17 protein-coding genes are annotated in these 18,880 nt (G+C 60.2%); 6 read left to right on the top strand and 11 right to left on the bottom strand.

Annotated elements, in window-relative coordinates; translation table 11 throughout:
• Positions 1-321 precede the first annotated feature (321 nt).
• On the bottom strand, positions 322-1,614 hold the full coding sequence (locus tag BUC04_RS20205) for a 4Fe-4S binding protein (protein ID WP_073326119.1): 1,293 nt from the start codon (positions 1,612-1,614) through the stop codon (positions 322-324).
• A gap of 291 nt (positions 1,615-1,905) precedes the next feature.
• On the opposite strand from BUC04_RS20205, the gene BUC04_RS20200 reads away from it, so the two are divergent.
• Positions 1,906-2,541, top strand: coding sequence for a TetR/AcrR family transcriptional regulator (locus tag BUC04_RS20200; protein ID WP_159437712.1), 636 nt, complete (start codon positions 1,906-1,908; stop codon positions 2,539-2,541).
• A gap of 165 nt (positions 2,542-2,706) precedes the next feature.
• On the opposite strand, the gene fghA is transcribed toward BUC04_RS20200, so the two are convergent.
• From fghA to BUC04_RS20185, 3 genes are all read right to left on the bottom strand, one after another.
• Complete coding sequence (fghA, locus tag BUC04_RS20195) at positions 2,707-3,546, bottom strand: S-formylglutathione hydrolase (RefSeq protein ID WP_067661996.1); 840 nt, start codon at positions 3,544-3,546, stop codon at positions 2,707-2,709.
• An 11-nt stretch (positions 3,547-3,557) separates the two neighbouring features.
• A complete protein-coding gene (locus BUC04_RS20190) occupies positions 3,558-4,664 on the bottom strand; it encodes an S-(hydroxymethyl)glutathione dehydrogenase/class III alcohol dehydrogenase (protein ID WP_067661993.1) in 1,107 nt (368 codons plus the stop codon).
• A 94-nt stretch (positions 4,665-4,758) separates the two neighbouring features.
• Positions 4,759-5,136, bottom strand: coding sequence for a hypothetical protein (locus BUC04_RS20185; protein WP_143165815.1), 378 nt, complete (start codon positions 5,134-5,136; stop codon positions 4,759-4,761).
• A 75-nt stretch (positions 5,137-5,211) separates the two neighbouring features.
• Between BUC04_RS20185 and BUC04_RS20180 the strand changes: the two genes are divergently transcribed.
• Both BUC04_RS20180 and BUC04_RS20175 read left to right on the top strand, forming a co-directional pair.
• Complete coding sequence (locus BUC04_RS20180; RefSeq protein WP_067661989.1) at positions 5,212-5,556, top strand: MGMT family protein; 345 nt, start codon at positions 5,212-5,214, stop codon at positions 5,554-5,556.
• 13 nt (positions 5,557-5,569) lie between these two features.
• Positions 5,570-6,331, top strand: a complete 762-nt coding sequence (locus tag BUC04_RS20175) for a DUF3108 domain-containing protein (RefSeq protein WP_067661988.1) — start codon at positions 5,570-5,572, stop codon at positions 6,329-6,331.
• A gap of 157 nt (positions 6,332-6,488) precedes the next feature.
• On the opposite strand, the gene BUC04_RS20170 is transcribed toward BUC04_RS20175, so the two are convergent.
• A complete protein-coding gene (locus BUC04_RS20170) occupies positions 6,489-7,268 on the bottom strand; it encodes a class II glutamine amidotransferase (protein WP_067661986.1) in 780 nt (259 codons plus the stop codon).
• Between the two features lie 297 nt (positions 7,269-7,565).
• Between BUC04_RS20170 and fadE the strand changes: the two genes are divergently transcribed.
• Positions 7,566-10,013: an acyl-CoA dehydrogenase FadE gene (gene fadE, locus BUC04_RS20165; protein ID WP_067662134.1), complete on the top strand. Its 2,448-nt coding sequence runs from the start codon at positions 7,566-7,568 to the stop codon at positions 10,011-10,013.
• Positions 10,014-10,116: 103 nt separating this feature from the next.
• Here fadE and BUC04_RS20160 read toward each other — a convergent pair whose 3' ends face one another.
• The 4 genes from BUC04_RS20160 to BUC04_RS20145 all read right to left on the bottom strand — a co-directional run bounded on the left by BUC04_RS20160 (position 10,117) and on the right by BUC04_RS20145 (position 12,722).
• On the bottom strand, positions 10,117-10,965 hold the full coding sequence (locus BUC04_RS20160) for a delta-class carbonic anhydrase (RefSeq protein ID WP_067661984.1): 849 nt from the start codon (positions 10,963-10,965) through the stop codon (positions 10,117-10,119).
• Between the two features lie 183 nt (positions 10,966-11,148).
• Entirely contained in the window at positions 11,149-11,946 is a 798-nt protein-coding gene (locus BUC04_RS20155) for a M48 family metalloprotease (protein WP_067661982.1), read from the bottom strand.
• The gene (locus BUC04_RS20150; protein ID WP_067661979.1) at positions 11,933-12,391 is read right to left on the bottom strand and encodes a YbjQ family protein; all 459 of its coding nucleotides are present in this window, start codon (positions 12,389-12,391) and stop codon (positions 11,933-11,935) included. The genes BUC04_RS20155 and BUC04_RS20150 overlap by 14 nt, the downstream gene beginning before the upstream one ends.
• A gap of 4 nt (positions 12,392-12,395) precedes the next feature.
• Positions 12,396-12,722, bottom strand: coding sequence for a YbjQ family protein (locus BUC04_RS20145; protein ID WP_067661978.1), 327 nt, complete (start codon positions 12,720-12,722; stop codon positions 12,396-12,398).
• Between the two features lie 277 nt (positions 12,723-12,999).
• On the opposite strand from BUC04_RS20145, the gene BUC04_RS20140 reads away from it, so the two are divergent.
• Entirely contained in the window at positions 13,000-15,843 is a 2,844-nt protein-coding gene (locus BUC04_RS20140; RefSeq protein ID WP_067661974.1) for a TonB-dependent receptor domain-containing protein, read from the top strand.
• Positions 15,844-15,917: 74 nt separating this feature from the next.
• Here BUC04_RS20140 and BUC04_RS20135 read toward each other — a convergent pair whose 3' ends face one another.
• Both BUC04_RS20135 and yejK read right to left on the bottom strand, forming a co-directional pair.
• Positions 15,918-17,267, bottom strand: coding sequence for a YjiH family protein (locus BUC04_RS20135; RefSeq protein ID WP_067662131.1), 1,350 nt, complete (start codon positions 17,265-17,267; stop codon positions 15,918-15,920).
• Between the two features lie 240 nt (positions 17,268-17,507).
• Positions 17,508-18,554, bottom strand: a complete 1,047-nt coding sequence (yejK, locus tag BUC04_RS20130; protein WP_067661972.1) for a nucleoid-associated protein YejK — start codon at positions 18,552-18,554, stop codon at positions 17,508-17,510.
• A 74-nt stretch (positions 18,555-18,628) separates the two neighbouring features.
• Here yejK and BUC04_RS20125 point away from each other — a divergent pair, with 74 nt between their 5' ends.
• A complete protein-coding gene (locus BUC04_RS20125) occupies positions 18,629-18,856 on the top strand; it encodes a YejL family protein (RefSeq protein ID WP_067661970.1) in 228 nt (75 codons plus the stop codon).
• The last annotated feature ends 24 nt before the right edge of the window (positions 18,857-18,880 follow it).

Raw genomic sequence — 18,880 nt, 5'->3', positions numbered from 1 at the left:
CGCTTAACTTAACAACTAATTAGTACACCCCTGATATTTTTAGGTTGTGAAATATAGATATCAGCAAGTAACCTTGGCAAAGCCGTATCGGATGGAGCTTAGCTCTGTAGGGATTAAAAATGCCTTACCCAAGTTACGACAAAGTTAATCCACTTCCTCACTGTTGCCATCAACACATAGTTAGTCTGACAGAAGGTGAACGTGGCCGAAATTGAGTAAACCGTGATAGCTCTAGCAATGGCGACTATCGGCCCATAACAACCATTCAACCCGAAATAAGAAAGCCGCCCTAAGGCGGCTTTCTTATGTCCGTTAGCTACCTCAAAACATCGGCAGGTTGTCGAGGCTGCGCAGTAGCATCTGGCGCATCATGGGGTCGGTGTTGCTGGCCCAGAGGTCTGCGGCGTGAAAGGCCAGTGGTAGCAGGAAGAGGAACAGCACCAGCAGGAGCACCATCTGCTTGGGCTTCAGGGTGCCGGGCACCACGGGGAGGCGGGAGCCAAGTGCGCCTTTGGCCGGGCAAGCGGCGACGCAGCGCTGGCAGCTGTTGCACTCGTCACTTTGCACGGTGATCACCTGATGCACCGCAATGCGAGAGGGGCAGGCCTGATGGCACTTATCGCACTGCATCCCTTTGCCTTCTCGCAGGCAGTGTGCGGTATCGCGGCGCACCTTCAGTGGGCTGATGAAGCCGACCAGCGCCATCATGGCACCGTAGGGGCACAGGTAGCGGCAGAAGGCGTTACGGCGCAGCGCCGCCAGAATCAGGATGGCGGCCAGGCTCACCACGATCAGCAATGAGGGTTGGGTGAACATCGCCCACATCTTCAGATCTGCGGCCTGGTGATACATCCCTTGCAGGTAACGGGCGACCATCATCGCTGGCATGCCGTTCATCACCAGGTTTACCAGCGACAACAACAGGCCGTACTTCACCAGTCTTAAGGCCCAGTCCAGGCCCTTGGCGGTCCAACCTAGGGTGCGTTGCAGCCACTGTGGCTTTTGAACCAGCCTGGCTCGAGCATCCCAGTTAAGACCCAGACGCTTGGCAGCCTGTTTGCGCCACTGGTAGAGCTGCTCCCCAAAGCCACCCATGGGGCACACCCAGCCACAGAAGGCACGCTTGACCGTCAGGCTCAGCCCCAGCGCCGCCAACAGCATCACCAAACCGGCCGGGTGGTGACTGTCCCACAAGCCCAGCTGCAGCCAGGCCTTGAGTTGGATCATCGCAGCAATAGGCAGGAAGGCGTCCACCACGTTGGGGCGGGCCAGCTCCGCTGCACCGCTGCCCAGTTGCCAAACGTGCAGGCCGTATTGGACTCCAGCCGCGGCCAGTGCGGCCGCAAAAAAGGCTTGAGTCCAGCCTCGCAAGCCATTCCAGTGACGAACCTTGGCGTCAGGACTGAGGGGCTGTTTCAGCGCATCTGGAGCAAATCGCAGCAACAATCCGCCACAGAGTACGCTGGCGCCAAGGGCTACCGGCAGGTTCAATGCCATCGCCACCATGGCCCAGGCCATTGTGCTTACCATCCCCACGGGGCGTACCCAACGCCAAAGTGTCCAGATCCCCATTACCAGGGCGACACCAATAGCCAGCTGCTCTGTCACGCTCATGCTTGCCTCTTTGCTTTTTGCTCTTTGCTCTTTGCCTAGAGCGGCCTTGGCCAAAACGGCCGTTAAATCCTGCCTTCAGGCTAAGGGCAGCGATGCCAAATCTGGCAGAGACAGTTGGGCGCCAATGTCCCATTTCGCGCGACAAAATCGGAAATTGTGATCCCTTAATCAATTTTGCCAAAGGCGAGGAACTTACTTGTGCGGATGGGTTCAACTTGCTGTTCCCCATGGATTTCGTCGCGCCCTGGCCAGTCATCTCAATCTGCTGGCCTGGCGAAAGGAGTAACCCCAGTGACCCAGTCGGCCATCCCCACGCCATCCGAGACAAAGAGCCCGTCCTCATCTCAGGCGTGTACCTCCGGGCGCATTACCCAGGCGATGCAGTCGCTGCTCAAGCAGCAAAGCTATCGGCAGATCACCATCAATCAGGTGATCCGTCAGGCTGAGATCGGGCGCAGCACCTTCTATCGCTACTTTCACTCCAAGCTGGATATCCTGGTCGCCCTGCATGACCGTCTGTTTCTCAATCTGCTCAACGGCCTGAACTCACCCGAGGCCTGGCTGCAACCCACGCCACCTACCGCCCTGGTTAAGCTGTTCACCCGCTTCGATGGTGAGCGCCCGCTGCATCGCTCTATCGGCGATGCTATCGGCAGTGACAGCGAGAGTGCTAACAAGCGGATTGAGCTGGCGCTGATCCAGCAGTTGGAGCGCCAGCTTAAGGCCAGCTTTGGCGATGAGGAGTGGGATCTGCCGCCACAGGAGCTGGCCGCTTCGCTTGCCGCGCTTTACCTGATGCACCTGACGAGACTGCGCCAGGGGCTCAACCGAGGTGGTGCTCAGGCTTGCGCTGATCTGGTGCATCGCCATAGCCAGGCACTGATCCGCGAATCGCTCAAGCCCGAGGCTTGGCCTCAGACCCACTGAGACCTTAATTCCAGAAATACCAAATACGAAAGCCCCGAGTCTCTATGAGAAACGCGGGGCTTTTTGATTTCGCTGAGTGGCTATCGCTTTCGGTTTACACCCGCAGTGCTTGGTGCCCTTGCCTTATCCCCTGCCCTTCAACTCTAAGGCTCAGACCTTCAAGCCTCACACCTTCAAACCAAGGGCCTCTGCATGGTGCCTCAGGTGGTCATCGATGAAGGTGGCGATGAAGTAGTAGCTGTGGTCGTAGCCTGGGTGCATGCGCAGGGTCAGCGGGTGGCCGGCCTGCTCGCAGGCCTGTTTAAACAGCTCAGGCTTGAGCTGCTCGGCCAGGAAGTCATCCTTACTGCCCTGGTCAATCAAGATGGGCAGCGGCTCTTCCGCCTTGGCCACCAGCAAGGTGGCATCGTACTGCTCCCACTGGCTCTCATCCGGCCCCAGGTAGGCGGTAAAGGCCTTGCGCCCCCAGGGGCACTGGGTTGGATGACAGATAGGGGCAAAGGCCGATACTGAGTTGTACAGCCCGGGATTACGCAGGGCCGCCACCAGCGCACCGTGGCCGCCCATGGAGTGGCCGGCGATACCCTTATCGGCGGTGACCGGCAGGGCCGCTTCCAACAGAGCCGGCAGCTCCTCCACCACGTACTCGTACATACGGTAGTGATCGGCCCAAGGCTGCTCGGTGGCGTTAACGTAGAAGCCAGCCCCGCTGCCCAGATCGTAGCTTTCATGCTCATCGGGCAGATCCAGCCCCCGTGGGCTGGTGTCTGGGCAGACGATGGCCAGCCCCAGCTTAGCCGCCAGGCGAAACGCCCCCGCTTTTTGGCAGAAGTTCTCGTCAGTGCAGGTCAGGCCAGAGAGCCAGTAGAGCACCGGCACCCGGGCCGCGGCCACCTGGGGCGGCAGGAACACCGCAAACACCATATCGGTAGCGGTGGCGTCACTGTGGTGCTGGTAGCGGCGCAGCCAGCCATCAAACACCTCTTGTTGCGAGATCAGTTCCATGGGAGGTCCCTTCAGTACAGGATCACCGAGCGGATGCTCTTGCCCTGGTGCATCAAATCAAACGCCTTGTTGATATCCTGCAGCGGCATGGTGTGGGTAATCAATTGATCGATATCGATTTTACCCTGCATATACCAATCCACAATCTTGGGCACATCGGTGCGTCCCCGGGCCCCACCAAAGGCACTGCCCTTCCAGCTGCGGCCGGTAACCAATTGGAACGGCCGGGTGCTGATCTCCTGCCCAGCACCCGCCACGCCAATCACGTAAGACTCGCCCCAGCCCTTGTGGCAGCACTCCAGCGCCTGACGCATCACCTTGACGTTACCGATGCACTCGAAGCTGTAATCCACCCCGCCGTCGGTTAAATCACAGATGGCGCTGACCACGTCGTCTACCTTGCTGGGGTTAATAAAGTCGGTCATGCCAAACTCTGTGGCCAGGGCCTGTTTGTCTTCGTTCAGATCGATGCCGATGATCTTATCCGCCCCGACCATGCGGGCGCCCTGGATCACGTTAAGACCAATGCCGCCTAAGCCAAACACCGCCACGGTGCTGCCCGGCTCCACCTTGGCGTCGAACACAACCGCCCCGACCCCGGTGGTCACGCCGCAGCCGATGTAACACACCTTCTCGAACGGCGCGTCCTCGCGGATCTTGGCCAGAGCGATCTCCGGCAGCACGGTGTAGTTGGAAAAAGTGGAGCAGCCCATGTAATGGAGGATGGGGGTGCCATCGAGAGAGAAGCGGCTGGTGCCATCGGGCATCAGGCCCTGACCCTGGGTCGAGCGGATGGACTGACACAGGTTGGTTTTGGGGTGCAAGCAGAAGTTGCACTCACGGCACTCCGGGGTATAGAGCGGAATGACATGATCCCCTGGCTTGAGGGAAGTTACGCCGGGGCCTACCTCCACCACCAGCCCTGCGCCTTCGTGGCCCAGGATAGCGGGAAAGGCCCCTTCCGGATCGTCGCCGGACAGGGTAAAGGCATCGGTGTGACACACCCCGGTGGCCTTAATCTCCACCAGCACCTCGCCCGCTTTGGGGCCTTCCAGATCCACGCTGTGGATCTCCAAGGGTTTGCCGGCGGCAAAGGCCACCGCAGCTTGCGTTTTCATTGCACTCTCCCCGTCATGGTGGTGGGCGCAGTATAGGTGCTGCGCCTGTGCTTCGCGTATCCCGGGCCGCCGAACAGCAGCGCCCGGGTGTCAATCAGTGAGCCTCTGACTCGCGGTCCAACTTGGCCTCATTCTTGGCAAAGCTGCGAGCCTCGCCTTCCACCAGGATGCAGTCATCCAGGTAGCCAAAATGCACACTGGCGCGGCTCTCCACCGTCACGTTGGCGAGAAAGTCGGTGTTGGGGTGCTGCGCCAGGGCCTCGGCCAGGGCGGTTTGGGTGGAGGGCGCCTCGCCGGCAGGAATGAGGTAGAGCCAGTAGCGCTGGCAGGCGATACCGGAGGCGGGGCCCAGCGCTGTGCTGCCTGCAGTCTCTCGTGAGGTGTAGCTGTGATCGGCAAAACTGCCCAGGTGGCCGCTCTGGCAACCGGCTAAGGCACAGGCAATCAGTAGCAGCAGAGTTCTCATTTCCATTGATCTCACCGATAATCCAGATCATCGAGTGTGGCGCATCGGTGCGCCTTTACTTAACAGAACACAAGGTGGTGTATGACACAAGCGGCCAACCTGGAGCGGATCTGGCGCACCCTGGAACAGGTGCCCAAAGGTCAAGTGGTCACCTATGGCCAGTTGGCCGATCTGGCCGGTCTGCCTGGCCGGGCTCGTCTGGCGGCCCGGGCACTGCGCCTGGCCCCGGCGGAGCGCGCCCTGCCCTGGTTTCGGGTGATCGGCGCCGGCGGCCGCATCAGCATCCCCAAGACCAGCCCCGGCTACCAACGGCAGATGGAGCTTTTGCGCAATGACGGCGTGGAAGTGAACAATGGCCGAATCAAACTGTCGGAATATCAATGGCAACCGGATCTAGCCGCCCTGATGTGGCAGCTGGAATTCTAGCAATAGGTACCCCATGAGATTACTCACATCCCTACTCGCCCTGTGCAGCTGCGTCACCCTGGCGGATCCCTACCTGCCGTTTCGCGCCGATTACGAGGTGTTCCACGGCAACAGCAGCCTGGGTGGCGGCTACTACGAGCTGGAGCAGCTCGACGACAACCGTTACCAGATGGGCTATCACAGCTCGGTTAAATGGATGCTGCTGTCCGACAAGCGCAGCGAGCTGACCGAGTTTACCGTGCAGGATGGCCAACTGGTGCCCCAGCGTTACGAGATGAAGCGCAGTGGAACCGGCCCGGACTTCGGCGCCACCATCGTGTTTGACCACGACAAGGGCAGCATCGATGCGCGCTACAAGAAGCGCCAGGCGGAGTTTGAGCTGACCTCCCCCATCTTCGACTCCCTGCTCTATCAGCAGCAGATGCGGCTGGACGTGGCCGCGGGCGAGAAAACCGAGCTGTATTACCCGCTGGTGCAGAAGACGGATCAGCGTGACTACCGCTTCAAGGTCACCGAAGAGGAGACCATCACCCTGCCCTACGGCGAGCTTGATACCATCAAGGTGGAGCGGGTGCGTGGGCCGGACAGCCCCAAGGAGACCATCATCTGGCTGGTTCCGGAGCTGAGCTACATCGTCGCCCGCTTGGCCCACTTCGAGGATGGCGAGCTCAAGGCCGACATGCGCCTGCAGAAGGTCACCTTTGAGGAGCCCGCCGGTGAGTCGATGGCAGCCAATCCGGAAGACAGCGGCAGCGCAGAGAACGAGGCGCCCTAGCCCTAGCCTCACTAACAGGGCCTCAATCTAACCCTGCGGCGCAGCTCGCATACACAATTGATAAGCGCGACTCACTAGCGCCAGACAAAACAAAGCCCGTCGTTATCGACGGGCTTTTTGCTGCTCTGTTCTTTTCTATTCCGATAGAGGCAACGCGCTACTTACCCTGGGCCACCACCTCGCCGTCCTTGAACAGGCACCAGCTACCGGGGTCCATCTTGTGCCACTGCTCGTTGCAGGTTAGCGGCCGGGTGGCGATCACCGTCACCACGTCGTTGGGGGTGGTTTCCTTCTGGAAATCGATCACCATCTCGGTGTCGATCAGTCGCGCCTCGCCAAAGGGCGCACGGCGGGTGATCCAGTGCAGGTTGTTGCCACACAGCGCCAGCAGGTAGGGGCCGTCGGAGATCAGCATGTTAAACACCCCCAGCTGCTGCAGCTTCTGCCCCTCTTTGGCCAGGAAACGAAAGGCCTGCTCACGCTTGGCGGGCTTTTCCGGGTAACGCTGGGCCAGCTTGTCCATCAGGTGACAAAACGCCAGCTCGCTGTCGGTGGCGCCCACCGGCAAAAAGCGGCGCGGCTTGAGCTTGTCCTTGTAGCCCGAGAGCTGGCCGTTGTGGGCAAAGCACCAGTTACGGCCCCACAATTCGCGGTTGAAGGGGTGGGTATTCTCCAGCGACACCTTGCCACGGTTGGCCTGGCGGATGTGGCTAACCACCGTCTTGGATTTGATCGGGTAGGACTTAAGCAGGCTGGCCACCTCGGAGTGGCAGCTGGGATCGGGGTCTTTAAAGGTGCGGTTGCCCGGGCCATCGTAAAAGGTGATGCCCCAGCCATCCTTATGCGGGCCGGTCTTGCCACCGCGCTCCACCAAACCGGTAAAGCTGAACACGATGTCGGTGGGCACGTTGGCGCTCATCGCAAGCAATTCACACATGATTGTTATTGTTCTTTCTTCGCTTCCTATCTGAGCGCCAGCATAGCCGGAATCCCGCTCAGGCCCAAGCCCAATGGCGCCTTCTTTGCTGCCTGCAAGCAACCGCTAGCGACTGCACAATCCCTTTTAGCTCAATCATTTGTTATCGAGATGAACCCGAGTCACACCAGCGCAGTAAAAAAAATCAAACAAGTGTTTATTTTTTGCGTGACAGAGGTCCGACCTCCGACCTAGAATGTGACCAATGCCACAGACAGACTCTGCGTCGTGGTGCAGAACAACACAAGGAGAATGCTCGTGATTACTCTTGCCTGGAGCCTAACGACCATCATCGTGCTTGGCGCCCTGATCTATCAGCGCGCGTCACTGCTGTCTTTTACCGCGGTCGCCGCTGGACTGATGACCGTCGGTTTCCTGATGGAGATCACCGGTCCCATCAGCTGGACCCTGTTCGTGCTGGTCTTTGCGCCGCTGAACATCGCACCGCTGCGTAAATCGCTGCTCAGCAAGCCCATCCTCGGCACCTTCCGCAAGATCATGCCGGAGATGTCCGAGACCGAGAAGGACGCCATCGAGGCGGGCACCACCTGGTGGGACGCCCAGCTGTTCTCCGGCCGTCCCGACTGGCAGGAGCTGCACAGCTACGAGAAGCCCACCCTGACCGCCGAAGAGCAGGCCTTCCTCGATGGCCCGGTGGAAGAGGTGATGGGCATGGTGGACGAGTTTGAGGTCACCCACGAGCTGGCCGACTTGCCCCAACCTGTATGGCAATACCTGAAGGACAACAAGTTCTTCGCCATGATCATCAAAAAGCAGTACGGCGGCCTGGAGTTCACGCCTTACGCCCAGTCCCGCATCCTGCAGAAGCTGGCTGGCCACTCCACGGTACTGGCCTCCACCGTGGGTGTGCCCAACTCACTGGGCCCCGGTGAGCTGCTGCAGCACTACGGCACTGAAGAGCAGAAGAACCACTACCTGCCGCGCCTCGCCGTGGGTAAAGAGATCCCCTGTTTCGCCCTGACCTCACCAGAAGCGGGCTCCGACGCCGGTGCCATCCCGGACTTTGGCATTGTCTGTAAGGGCGAATGGGAAGGCGAAGAGGTTCTGGGCATGAAGCTGACTTGGAACAAGCGCTACATCACCCTGGCCCCGGTGGCCACCGTACTGGGCCTGGCTTTCAAGCTGCGTGATCCGGACGGCCTGCTGGGCGACGAGAAAGAGCTGGGCATCACCTGTGCCCTGATCCCCACCGACATGGACGGGGTTAAGATCGGTCGTCGTCACTTCCCGCTCAACAACATGTTCCAGAACGGCCCGACCCAGGGCAACGAGGTGTTCGTACCGCTGGACTTCATCATCGGTGGGCCGAAGATGGCCGGCCAGGGCTGGCGCATGCTGGTGGAGTGTCTCTCCGTTGGCCGTGGCATCACCCTGCCCTCCAACTCCGCCGGTGCGATGAAGACCGTGGCCGGTGCCACCGGTGCCTACGCCCGCATCCGTCGCCAGTTCAAGCTGCCCATCGGTAAGATGGAAGGCATTGAGGAGCCGTTAGCCCGCATCGGCGGCAACGCCTACCTGATGGACGGCGTTACCGCGCTGACCACCACGGGCCTGAACCTGGGTGAAAAACCCTCGGTGATCTCCGCCATTGTGAAGATGCACCTCACTGACCGGATGCAGAAGGGCGTGATCGACGCCATGGACATCCACGGCGGTAAGGGCGTGTGTCTGGGTAAAGACAACTACCTGGGCCGTGGCTACCAGGGTGCCCCCATCGCGGTCACCGTGGAAGGGGCCAACATCCTGACCCGCTCCATGATCATCTATGGCCAGGGCGCCATCCGCTGCCATCCGTACGTGCTCAAAGAGATGGAAGCGGCGTTCGATAAGAACCATCAGCGCGGCCTGGAGCAGTTCGACAGCAACCTGTGGCGCCACGTTGGCTTTGTGATGACCAACCTGGTGGGCAGCTTCTGGATGGGCCTGACCGGCGCACGCTTTACCAGCTCGCCGTTCGGTGACGAAACCAAGCGCTACTACCAGCAGATGAACCGCTTCAGCGCCAACCTGGCCCTGCTGTCTGACCTGGCCATGGGCCTGCTCGGTGGCAGCCTCAAGCGTAAAGAGCGCGTCTCTGCCCGCCTAGGCGATCTGCTCAGCCAGCTCTACCTCACCTCCGCCGCGCTGAAGCGCTACGAGGATGAGGGTCGCCAGACCGAAGATCTGCCGCTGCTGCAATGGGGTGTGGAAGACTCCCTGCACAAGCTGCAAACCTCACTGGTTGAGCTGCTGGACAACTTCCCCGCCTTCGGTGGCCTGCTCAAGTTCGTGCTGTTCCCCACCGGACTGCCGATGAAGCGCCCCTCCGATGAGCTGGATCACAAGGTTGCCCGCATCCTGCAGACTCCCTGTGATGCCCGCAGCCGCCTGATCGACGGCCAGTGGCTGACCTACCACGACAACAACGCCCTGGGTAAGCTGGAGCACACCCTGCAGTTGATCCTGCAGGCGGAGCCGGTGTTCGATAAGGTCTGCAAGGCCGCCGGTGAGAAGATGTCCTTCATGTTCCTTGACCGCGTTGCTGCCAAGGGTCTGGAGCTGGGTGCCATCAGCGAAGAGGAAGCGGAGCTGCTGCGTCTGGCTGAGCAAGGTCGTCTCGACACCATCAACGTCAACGACTTTGACCCGGAAGAGCTCAAGGCCAACCGTCCGTTGCAACCCGGCACCACGGAACAAGCCGCCTAAGCGCCGCTAGCACAACAAAGCCCCCAACCGTGATGAACGGTTGGGGGCTTTTCCTTTGTCTGCAGCGGCTAAGCCGAAGGGCCCATACCCCTTACGGCTATCCCTACTGGATGGGGGACAGCAGGTTGGGATTCACCACCAGGTTGCGCACGCCGTGGGCGTGGTCTTCCTCAAACACGTTACCCTGGCACCACTGGCCCACTGTGGGGGCATGCACCCGCAGTGCCTTGGGCCGAACCGCCCAGGACACCTGCAGCGGCGAGGCCTTCTCGTTGTAATCGGGCCCGGTGGTGGAGCCGGCGTAATTCACCGCTTTGCCGGCGTTCTCGGGCAGCTTGGGTGCCTGATGGTAGCCATTCACCTTATCCAGCGCGGTCAGCGCCATAAAGTCATCAGCGGTGGGATCGTTCACCAGCACCATCACCACCGCCTCCACCCGCAGTTGCGGATTGCCGATGGCATCGTTAAGGCAGGAACCCAGGGTCGGGCCTGGCGTCACCTGGGCGCTGGAGAACACGTAGTGCACCTCGATGGTGTCCCCCACCATCAGGCTGCCGTGATCACTGGGGCATTGAGGCTCCGCCAACGGGCTACGCTCCTGCTCGGTCAAATCACCGCTGAAGCGGTAGCCGCTTTGATAACCGGCGCCATCACCCGGGCCGGCAAACTCGGTGTATTCGCCCCCCTTGTGCTCCGCGCCCTTGTGAAAGTGGATATTGCACAGGTTCATCTGCTGGTAAGGGGGGGCGGTACCGAACGCGCGGGAGTTATTGCCCACCGCCGAGTCGATATCCCGGGGTGACTGTGGGCCAACACCCTGCCCTTCGGTGTTACTGGCCAGGTTGCGTCGCTGCTCCTCGATCACCGACTGGGGCACCGCTTCGGACGACGAGTCAGCTAACACGGGAGACAGGGCTAGGGGGAGTGTGGCCAGCCAGGCAACGCTTTTCATGGTGCACCTCGAACGCTTCTCGGGGAAAGAGACAGATTGGAATCAAGCGTAGTTCTGTGGCGGCTTTCTTGCCTGAGAGGGAGCCTATGTCACGGGAAGGAGCACAAAGTGAGTAAAAACGGGCTGGGGATAGCTAACAAGATGAAAGGAGTAGGAGAACGCTAAGAGGAGGTCGCCGCCAGTCTACTCGACATCGTATTGCTGCCACTGCTGGGACAGCGGTGTTACCTCGCCCATGCCCCATTGACGCTGGGCCTCCAGCACCTTGCGATTGCGTTTCTCGCTACCGGGGTGGGTGCTCAGCCAGCTATCGTTGGACTGGTCACTGAGGATGGGGAACAGCGCCTCGGCACCGCCCAGGTGGCCGTAGAGTCGCACCAATGTGGTCAGCGCCAGCTCGTCCGCTTCCGCCTCCGCCTCCTGGCTGAAGCCGGCGGCCACCGCCTGCTCGGTCACCGCCATCAAGCCGTTTTGATCCCCCAACAGCCAGGCCAGGGCCATCTGGGTCGCCAGGGTTTGCCCCGCCTGCTGGATAACATGACGCTGACGAACATGGGCCAGCTCGTGGGCCAGCACCAGCGCCAGGGCGTTCTCCGAGGGCATGGCTTGAACCAGGGCGGTGGTCACCAAAATCTCGCCATCAAAGCTGGCGTAGGCATTCACCTCGTTGGAGTCAGTCAGGGTAGCTCGGGCCTTCAGCCCGTCTGGCAGGGGATCTGCCGCCAGTAGATCATCAAGCAATTCATCCAGGGCCAACTGAGCCGGGCTCTCCTGTCGTAAGCTGGTGGACCACTTCGGCGAGAGCCCCTCTTCCCAGGCCACCGGCACCTGGCTGCCGAGGCGCTGCGCCCCCAGCCCCAGGGCCAGCACCAATACCGCCAACCCCGCAGCCGCGGCCACCAGCAGCGCAGCAAACTCGCTCAGCGGCCGTTGATGGCTAACGTTATTCTCAGGAACCGGGCGGTTCTCATACTCGCTCATGGCTTGGGATCACCGCAGTGCCGTAGGCGTAGACCTCCACCGACACCTTCTGATCGTTGGCACCTTTGCTGATAGAGGAAGTCTCCAGACGCACATTGAACACGGCCTGGGCTCCCAGGGCCTTGGCTTCACGCTTCATCCGGATAATGGACTCACGACGGGCCCGCTCCACCAGCGATTCGTACGCCACCAGGCGACCACCGAACAGGTTCTTCAAAAAGGCAGCCATCACCTTAAAGTAGTCCACCGCGATCACCGTATTGCCGCCCACCAGTCGTACCTCACAGGGCTGAAACTGCTCCGGGATCCGTTTCTCCGAGAACAGCAGCAAGGACTGCAGCTCCGCCTCCGCGGCCCGCAGGCGGCGGAAGTGGCTCTGCTCGGCGTGCTGGCCAAACAGGTAGCCGATCACCAGCAGGGCCAGGGTTATAAGTAGTGCTACCATCGCCCTACTCCACTACCACCGCGGTGCCATAGGCGAACAGCTCCGCCGCCCCGGACGTCACCGAAGAGGTGGAGAAGCGCACATTGATCACCGCATTGGCGCCGATCGCCTGGGCCTGCTCCACCATCCGTGCCACCGACTCCTCCCGAGCCTCCTGCAGCAATTCGGTGTAACCCTTAAGCTCACCCCCAACGATGTTCTTCAGCCCGGCCATCAAGTCACGACCCACGTGCTTGGCCCGCACCGTGTTGCCCTGCACCAGCCCCAGGTGCTGGGTAATGGTCTTGCCGGGAATGGTCTCGATATTAGTGAGCAGCACGTCTGCTTTCATGGTGTCTTTCCTCTTAAAGCGTTTACGTCAGCCTATCAAAAAGCCCGAGTAAAAACAGGCTGTTGCTCCTGTCACACTACTGAAATGTTGTCAACCCCACCCATAGCATTAACACATTGAAACAAGCTGACACATTCACTTAACAAATATAAAACCCGGTGGTAGTTTGAGTACCAGGCATCGGAAGTGCCTAAAAACTAAAAACTAAAAACTATCTCAAGCTCTTGTGGTTAAGGGTCCAGCTCGAGGCTGAAGGGCTTGAGGTCATGGAGGAATCATGTTCAATAAAAACAAACTCTACCTTGCGATGCAGTTCGCACTGGTAGCGGGGGCCACCACTCTGGCGACCCCCACTTGGGCAGAAGAAGAGGGCGACGAGCCGATTGAGCGCGTTACCGTCACCGGAAGCCGTATCGCCAGCGAAGGGGCAATGGCTTCAACGCCGGTCACCGTGATCAGCGCCGAAGCGCTGCTGAGCACCGGTGCCATCAACATCGGTGAAGCACTTAATGAGCTGCCCGCCCTGGCCAACACCTTCTCACTGGCCAACTCCGGCAACTTCATCGGTACCGCCGGTCTGAACATCTTGGACCTGCGTAACATGGGGACCTCCCGGACCCTGGTGCTGGTAGATGGCAAACGCCACGTTTCATCCAGCCCAGGCTCCGCCTCGGTCGACATCAACACCATTCCCACCGAGTGGGTTGAGAGCGTTGAGATCATCACCGGCGGTGCCTCCGCAGTCTATGGTGCCGACGCGGTAACCGGTGTGGTCAACTTCCGTCTGAAGAAGCGCATCACCGGCTTTAATGCCAACGCCACCGCCGGCTGGTCCGAAGAAGGTGGCTACAACAACCAGCGCTTCAGCCTTTCTTACGGTGCCGACTTCGCTGGCGATCGCGGTAACGCGGCGATCTCTGTCGAACACGCCCGTCAGTCTGACCTGAAGATGCTTGAGCGTGAGCAAACCGCCGTATCCTGGACCTCCTTCAACAACGGTCCGGACGACGACACCATCATCAGCATGGTGCCAAACGCCGGCTACTGGGGCATCACCAACGCCGGTGTGATCGGCGTATGGGACCCGGTTGGTGCCTTTGGCCCGCAAACCTTTAACGCCGACGGCAGCGTCCGTCCAGTGGACCTGGGTGCCAACCCCAACGGTCTGAAGTGTGAAGGCCCCTGTGACTACATCAACCTGCGTCAGTGGGAAGAGCTGCAGCCGGAGTTTGATCGCACCACCGCCAACTTCAAGGTCAACTACCGTCTGACCGACGACCTCAACAGCTACTTCCAGGCCAAGTGGTCTGAGACCAATGCCACCACAGAAGGCCAGCCGGCATTCTTCTTCGGCAGCATCGTGCTGGGTCGCGACAACGCGTACATCGGCGATGATCTGGGCCAGTTGATGGACGACGCCGGTGCGCCCTATATGGTGATGTCCCGCTTTATGTCCGATCTCGGTCCGCGGATCGAGGAAGATGAGCGGGATACCCAGCGTTACGTTCTGGGCTTGGAAGGCGTGGTGTTTGAAGACTGGGATCTGGACGCCTACGCCCTGTATGGCCAGACCAAGCTGACCCGTTCCAACCTGAACAACCTGATCTACGACAACTTCTTCTACTCCATCGACGCTGTGGACGACGGCAACGGCAACATCGTCTGTCGCGATGCCGAAGCCCAGGCCAACGGCTGTGTGCCCACCTCCCTGTTCGGCGACGGTGCAGTAAACGCCGAGGCTGCGGACTACTTCAGCACCACCAGTGTGGGCACTGCCAAGATTGAGCAATATGTGGCCGGCGCCTCCATCGCCAACCCCTCCCTGGTTGAGCTATGGGCTGGTGATCTGGGTACCGCCTTCGGTGTGGAGTACCGCAAAGAGAAGAGCGCCACCGAGGAGGATCCCTTTGCCTCTGAAGGCAACACCTTCTTCAACGCCTTCCAAAACGAAACCGGTGACTTTGACGTGAGCGAAGTGTTTGCAGAGGCCTCGCTGCCGCTGCTGACCGATCTGCCGCTGATTGACGAGCTGAAGCTGGACGGTGCGGTGCGTTTCGCCGACTACTCCACCGTGGGCAACGCCACCAGCTGGACCGTTCGTCTGGACTGGCAGTTCTACTCTGACCTGCGTCTGCGCTCCTCCGTGGCCACCGCGCTGCGGGCGCCGAACATCGGTGAGTACTACGGTGCTGAGTCACAGAACTTCTTCAACGTCGACGATAACTGTCGTGCCAGCCGCCTGGCTGAGCTGAGCGGTGAACAACGTGCTATCCGTGAAGCCAACTGTGCTGCCCTGGGTATCCCGGCGGACTTCGACTCTGATTACGACAGCGCCACCCTGCCGGGAGTAAACGGTGGTAACCAGGAGCTGGAGCCGGAAGAGTCCGACTCCTTCACCGTCGGTCTGGTGTTCACCCCGGGCTTCCTCGAAGGCTTCTCCGCCACCGTGGATTACTGGGACATCGAGATCACCGATGCCATCTCCGGCATTGGTGGCCAGAACATCATCGACCGCTGTATCGACTCCCCCACCGGCGTCGACAACCAGTACTGTGCGCTGATCGAGCGTGATCCGGATAATTACGAGATCACCAAGATCACCAACACCATCCAGAACGTGGCCAAGCAGGAAGCCTCCGGTGTCGACTTCGAGTTCAACTACGCCTTCCCGCTGTTGGGCGGCGATCTGAACGCCAACCTGCTGGGTACCTACCTCATTGAGCGTAACGAGTACCCGTTCCAGGACGACCTCTCTAACTTCGAAGAGTTCGCCGGCACCACAGGTGAAGCCGAGTGGCAGGGGATCTTCCGTCTGGATTACACCCTGGAGCACTGGCGTGTGAGCTGGAAGACCCGCTACCTGAGCGACGTCAACCTGTACACCCCGCAGTTTGAAGACAACTTCGACAAGCCCTACTCCAACTTCATGAGCTACGGCAGCTACGCCGTATCTGATGCCTTCGTGGAGTACAAGTTCGACTTCGGTCTGGACGTGGGCCTGGGTATCGACAACCTGTTTGACCGTGACCTGCCGGGTCTCACCACTGGTACCGGTCAGGACAGCGCCAGCTATGACAACATCGGTCGCTTCTACTACGTGAACCTGGCCTACAGCTTCTAAGCCAATCACTGAAGCAGCAAACGCAAAAAGCCGGGCATCAAGCCCGGCTTTTTTATTGGCAGCGGTCGAGCCGCTTAGAAGATCAGGTGCGCCATCAGCGCGATCACCGGCAGCACCACCAGGGTCCGTAGCACGAAGATCACGAACAGCTCCCACAGCTTCACCGGGACCTTGGAGCCCAGCATCAACGAGCCGGTCTCGGACAGGAAGATCAGCTGGCTGACGGACAGCGCGGCAATCACGAAGCGGGTCAGGTCGCTCTCGATGCTCGCGGCCATGATGGCCGGCAGGAACATGTCGGCAAAGCCCACCATTACCGTGGTGCTGGCCTGCACCGCTTCAGGGATCTGCAGCAGCTCAAGCAGCGGCACGAACGGCGCACCCAGCCAGTTAAACAGCGGCGTGGTCTCGGCAATCACCAGGGCCACGGTACCCACCGCCATCACCACCGGTAGCACGCCCAGGATCATGTCCGCGGCGTTGTGCACCCCTTCACGGGCGACACTGCCCAGGCTCTTCACCTGCTTGGCACGGCCGATCGCCTGCTTGTAACCAAAGGAGAGGGAGCTTTCGCCCGCCGGTACCAGCTCGTCGTCTTTCTCACGGGGGGTACCGTCAATGAACACGTCACGCTTGCGCGACAGCGGCGGCAGGCGCGGGACAATCACCGCGGCCACCAGACCAGCCAGACAGACGGTGCCGTAGAACGGCAGGAAGTAGGCTTCCAGACCCACGGTACTGATCACCACCAGCGAGAAGGTGATGGACACTGCGGTAAAGGTGGTGCCGATCACCGCCGCTTCCCGCTCGGTGAAGATCCCCTGCTCGTACTGCTTGGAGGTCATCAGTACGCCGACGGAGCCATCGCCCAGCCAGGAGGCAAAGCTGGTTACCGCGGAGCGACCCGGCAGGTTGAACAGCGGACGCATCAGCTTGGTCATCAGGCAGCCGATCAGCTCCAGCAGGCCGAAGTTGATCAGCAGCGGCAGCAGCAAACCGGCAAAGAAGAACACGCACAGCAGGGTCGGCAGCAGGTCATTCAGTACCAAACCACCGGTGTCCTCGGAGTGCACCAGACCCGGACCTACCTGGAAGAACGCCATCAGGATGAACACCGCACCCAGCACCCGGGTTACCGACCACAAGGTAGAGGGGTTGAGCAGGCCATGCAGGAAGGGGCTGCTCAGTACCGCTTTGGGCTTGAACAGCTTGGTCGCCAGGGTCAGCACCGCAGAAGCCACCACCAGGAAGGTCACCAGCGGCACGGCCAGGGAGTCCAGCTGCGCCAGGCTGCCCTTGGCCAGGATGGCGATCGGAATGGTGACGTCGCCGCCATAAGAGACGGGAGTCATAAACAGGAAGATCCCGATCAGGGAAGGGATCAGGAACATCAGGCTGTCCCTGAGGGATGGTTTCTCTAGCATATCCACGGTTTTCTCGCTGCTCACAGCATCACCCTCTTGTTTTTAGTGGTGAAAATGGGGGCGTCTTTCGCTCAGTGTGAATGAATATTCACGCCAGTTTTTAGGCTGACGCAGAGTCTACCGATCCCTCAGGCAAATGGCCAGATCCTGTCCTGTACAAGTGCGCGACCCTGGTCACACATACCCAATCAGGCAAATTGACTAGTTATTCAGTCCAGTCGCCCCTGCATGGGTGCGGCCTTATTCACCCTTGCCGCTGCGACGCTGCAGTTGGTCCAACAGGTTGGGCGGCACGCCCTGGATGGTGAGGGTGTCGCGGATCGGATCCCACTTCACCCGCTCGCCCAGGTGGCCAGCATCGAAGCTGACTGACACACCACCGCCGGTGCCGCTGAACTTCTTCAGCTGGCGCAGGGTGGATTGGTCCGCCGGGAACTCCTCCTCCAGGCCGTAATCGCCGTCGCTGGTGAACTGGTAGAAGGCCTCCAGGCCCTTGTCCGCCAACTCATCGGAGACATCCTTCATGGCGATGGTGTCGCCGGTGGTGATCTGGGTCTTGCAGTAGTCGAACACCGCATCCCGGGCACTCTGGGCCTCGTCCTTGTCCAGCTCCTCCTGGCCAACGAAGTCTTCCACCGCTTTCATCAGCTGCTTGTTCTGCACCTTGGCGTCGACGCCTTCGACGCAGCCCATAAAGTCGAGGAAGAAATCCGCCACCTTGCGACCGGCGCGGCCCTTCACAAAGGAGAGGTACTTCTTGGAGGTGGGATCCGCCTGCCATTCGGTCAGGTCGATGCGCGCCGCCAGCTGCATGTTGGACAGGTCAAGGTACTCGCTGCCCTGCACGTCCATCTCGTCAGACACACTGACCGAGGCCTTAGGCGACAGCAGTGCTACAAACAGGTAGTTGGAAGCGATGTGGCTGTAGGCCGCCAGCAGCAGGTAGCCGCCGGTGGCGAAATCGTACTTGGCCAGCTCCTGGCCCAGCAGCTGACCGGCCTTGGCGGAGAACTCAACAAAGCCCTGCTGTCCGCTATGCCAGGCGGTCATCGCCTCGAGGAACGCCTCGTTGGCCTCGCCATCCGGCTCACCGTCGTCGTTCAGCGGCACGCCGAAGTGACCGTAGCCCTTGCCCGCCTTGGCGGTATAGAGCCGGTGCAGCTCCCCCACCAGGTCGTCCAGTGCCAGGGATTGGGCCAGCGGCTGGGGACGCAGTCGGCATTCCAGTTGGCCGTCAGCGCCCTGGTTTACCGCGTGGAGGATGGCTTGATCTATTTTAATACTCATGCGTTGGGAATAGTGGTCGGCTGGAAAAGCCGGTATTATATCTCGCCTTTTTTCTAACAACACAGGATTTGCAGATGGCAATCGTTTCCAAATACAGCAATCAACAGGTTGAAGCGTTACTGGGTGAGCTGCTGGCCGTACTGGAAAAGCACCGCGCCCCCACCGATCTGGCACTGATGACCTTGGGCAATGCCGCCACCGTGATCATCAACGACAAGATTGCCCCCGCCAGCCGTGAAGCCATCGCTCAGCAGTTTGCCCAGGCCCTGGTGGCCTCTGTTGACGATCGCGCTGACGCCTAACCAATTGAATTATCGCGCTGGTAT

Source organism: Ferrimonas marina (genome assembly GCF_900129905.1).
In the GTDB taxonomy this organism is placed as follows: domain Bacteria; phylum Pseudomonadota; class Gammaproteobacteria; order Enterobacterales; family Shewanellaceae; genus Ferrimonas; species Ferrimonas marina.
This window is presented reverse-complemented; position numbering and strand designations above follow the sequence as displayed.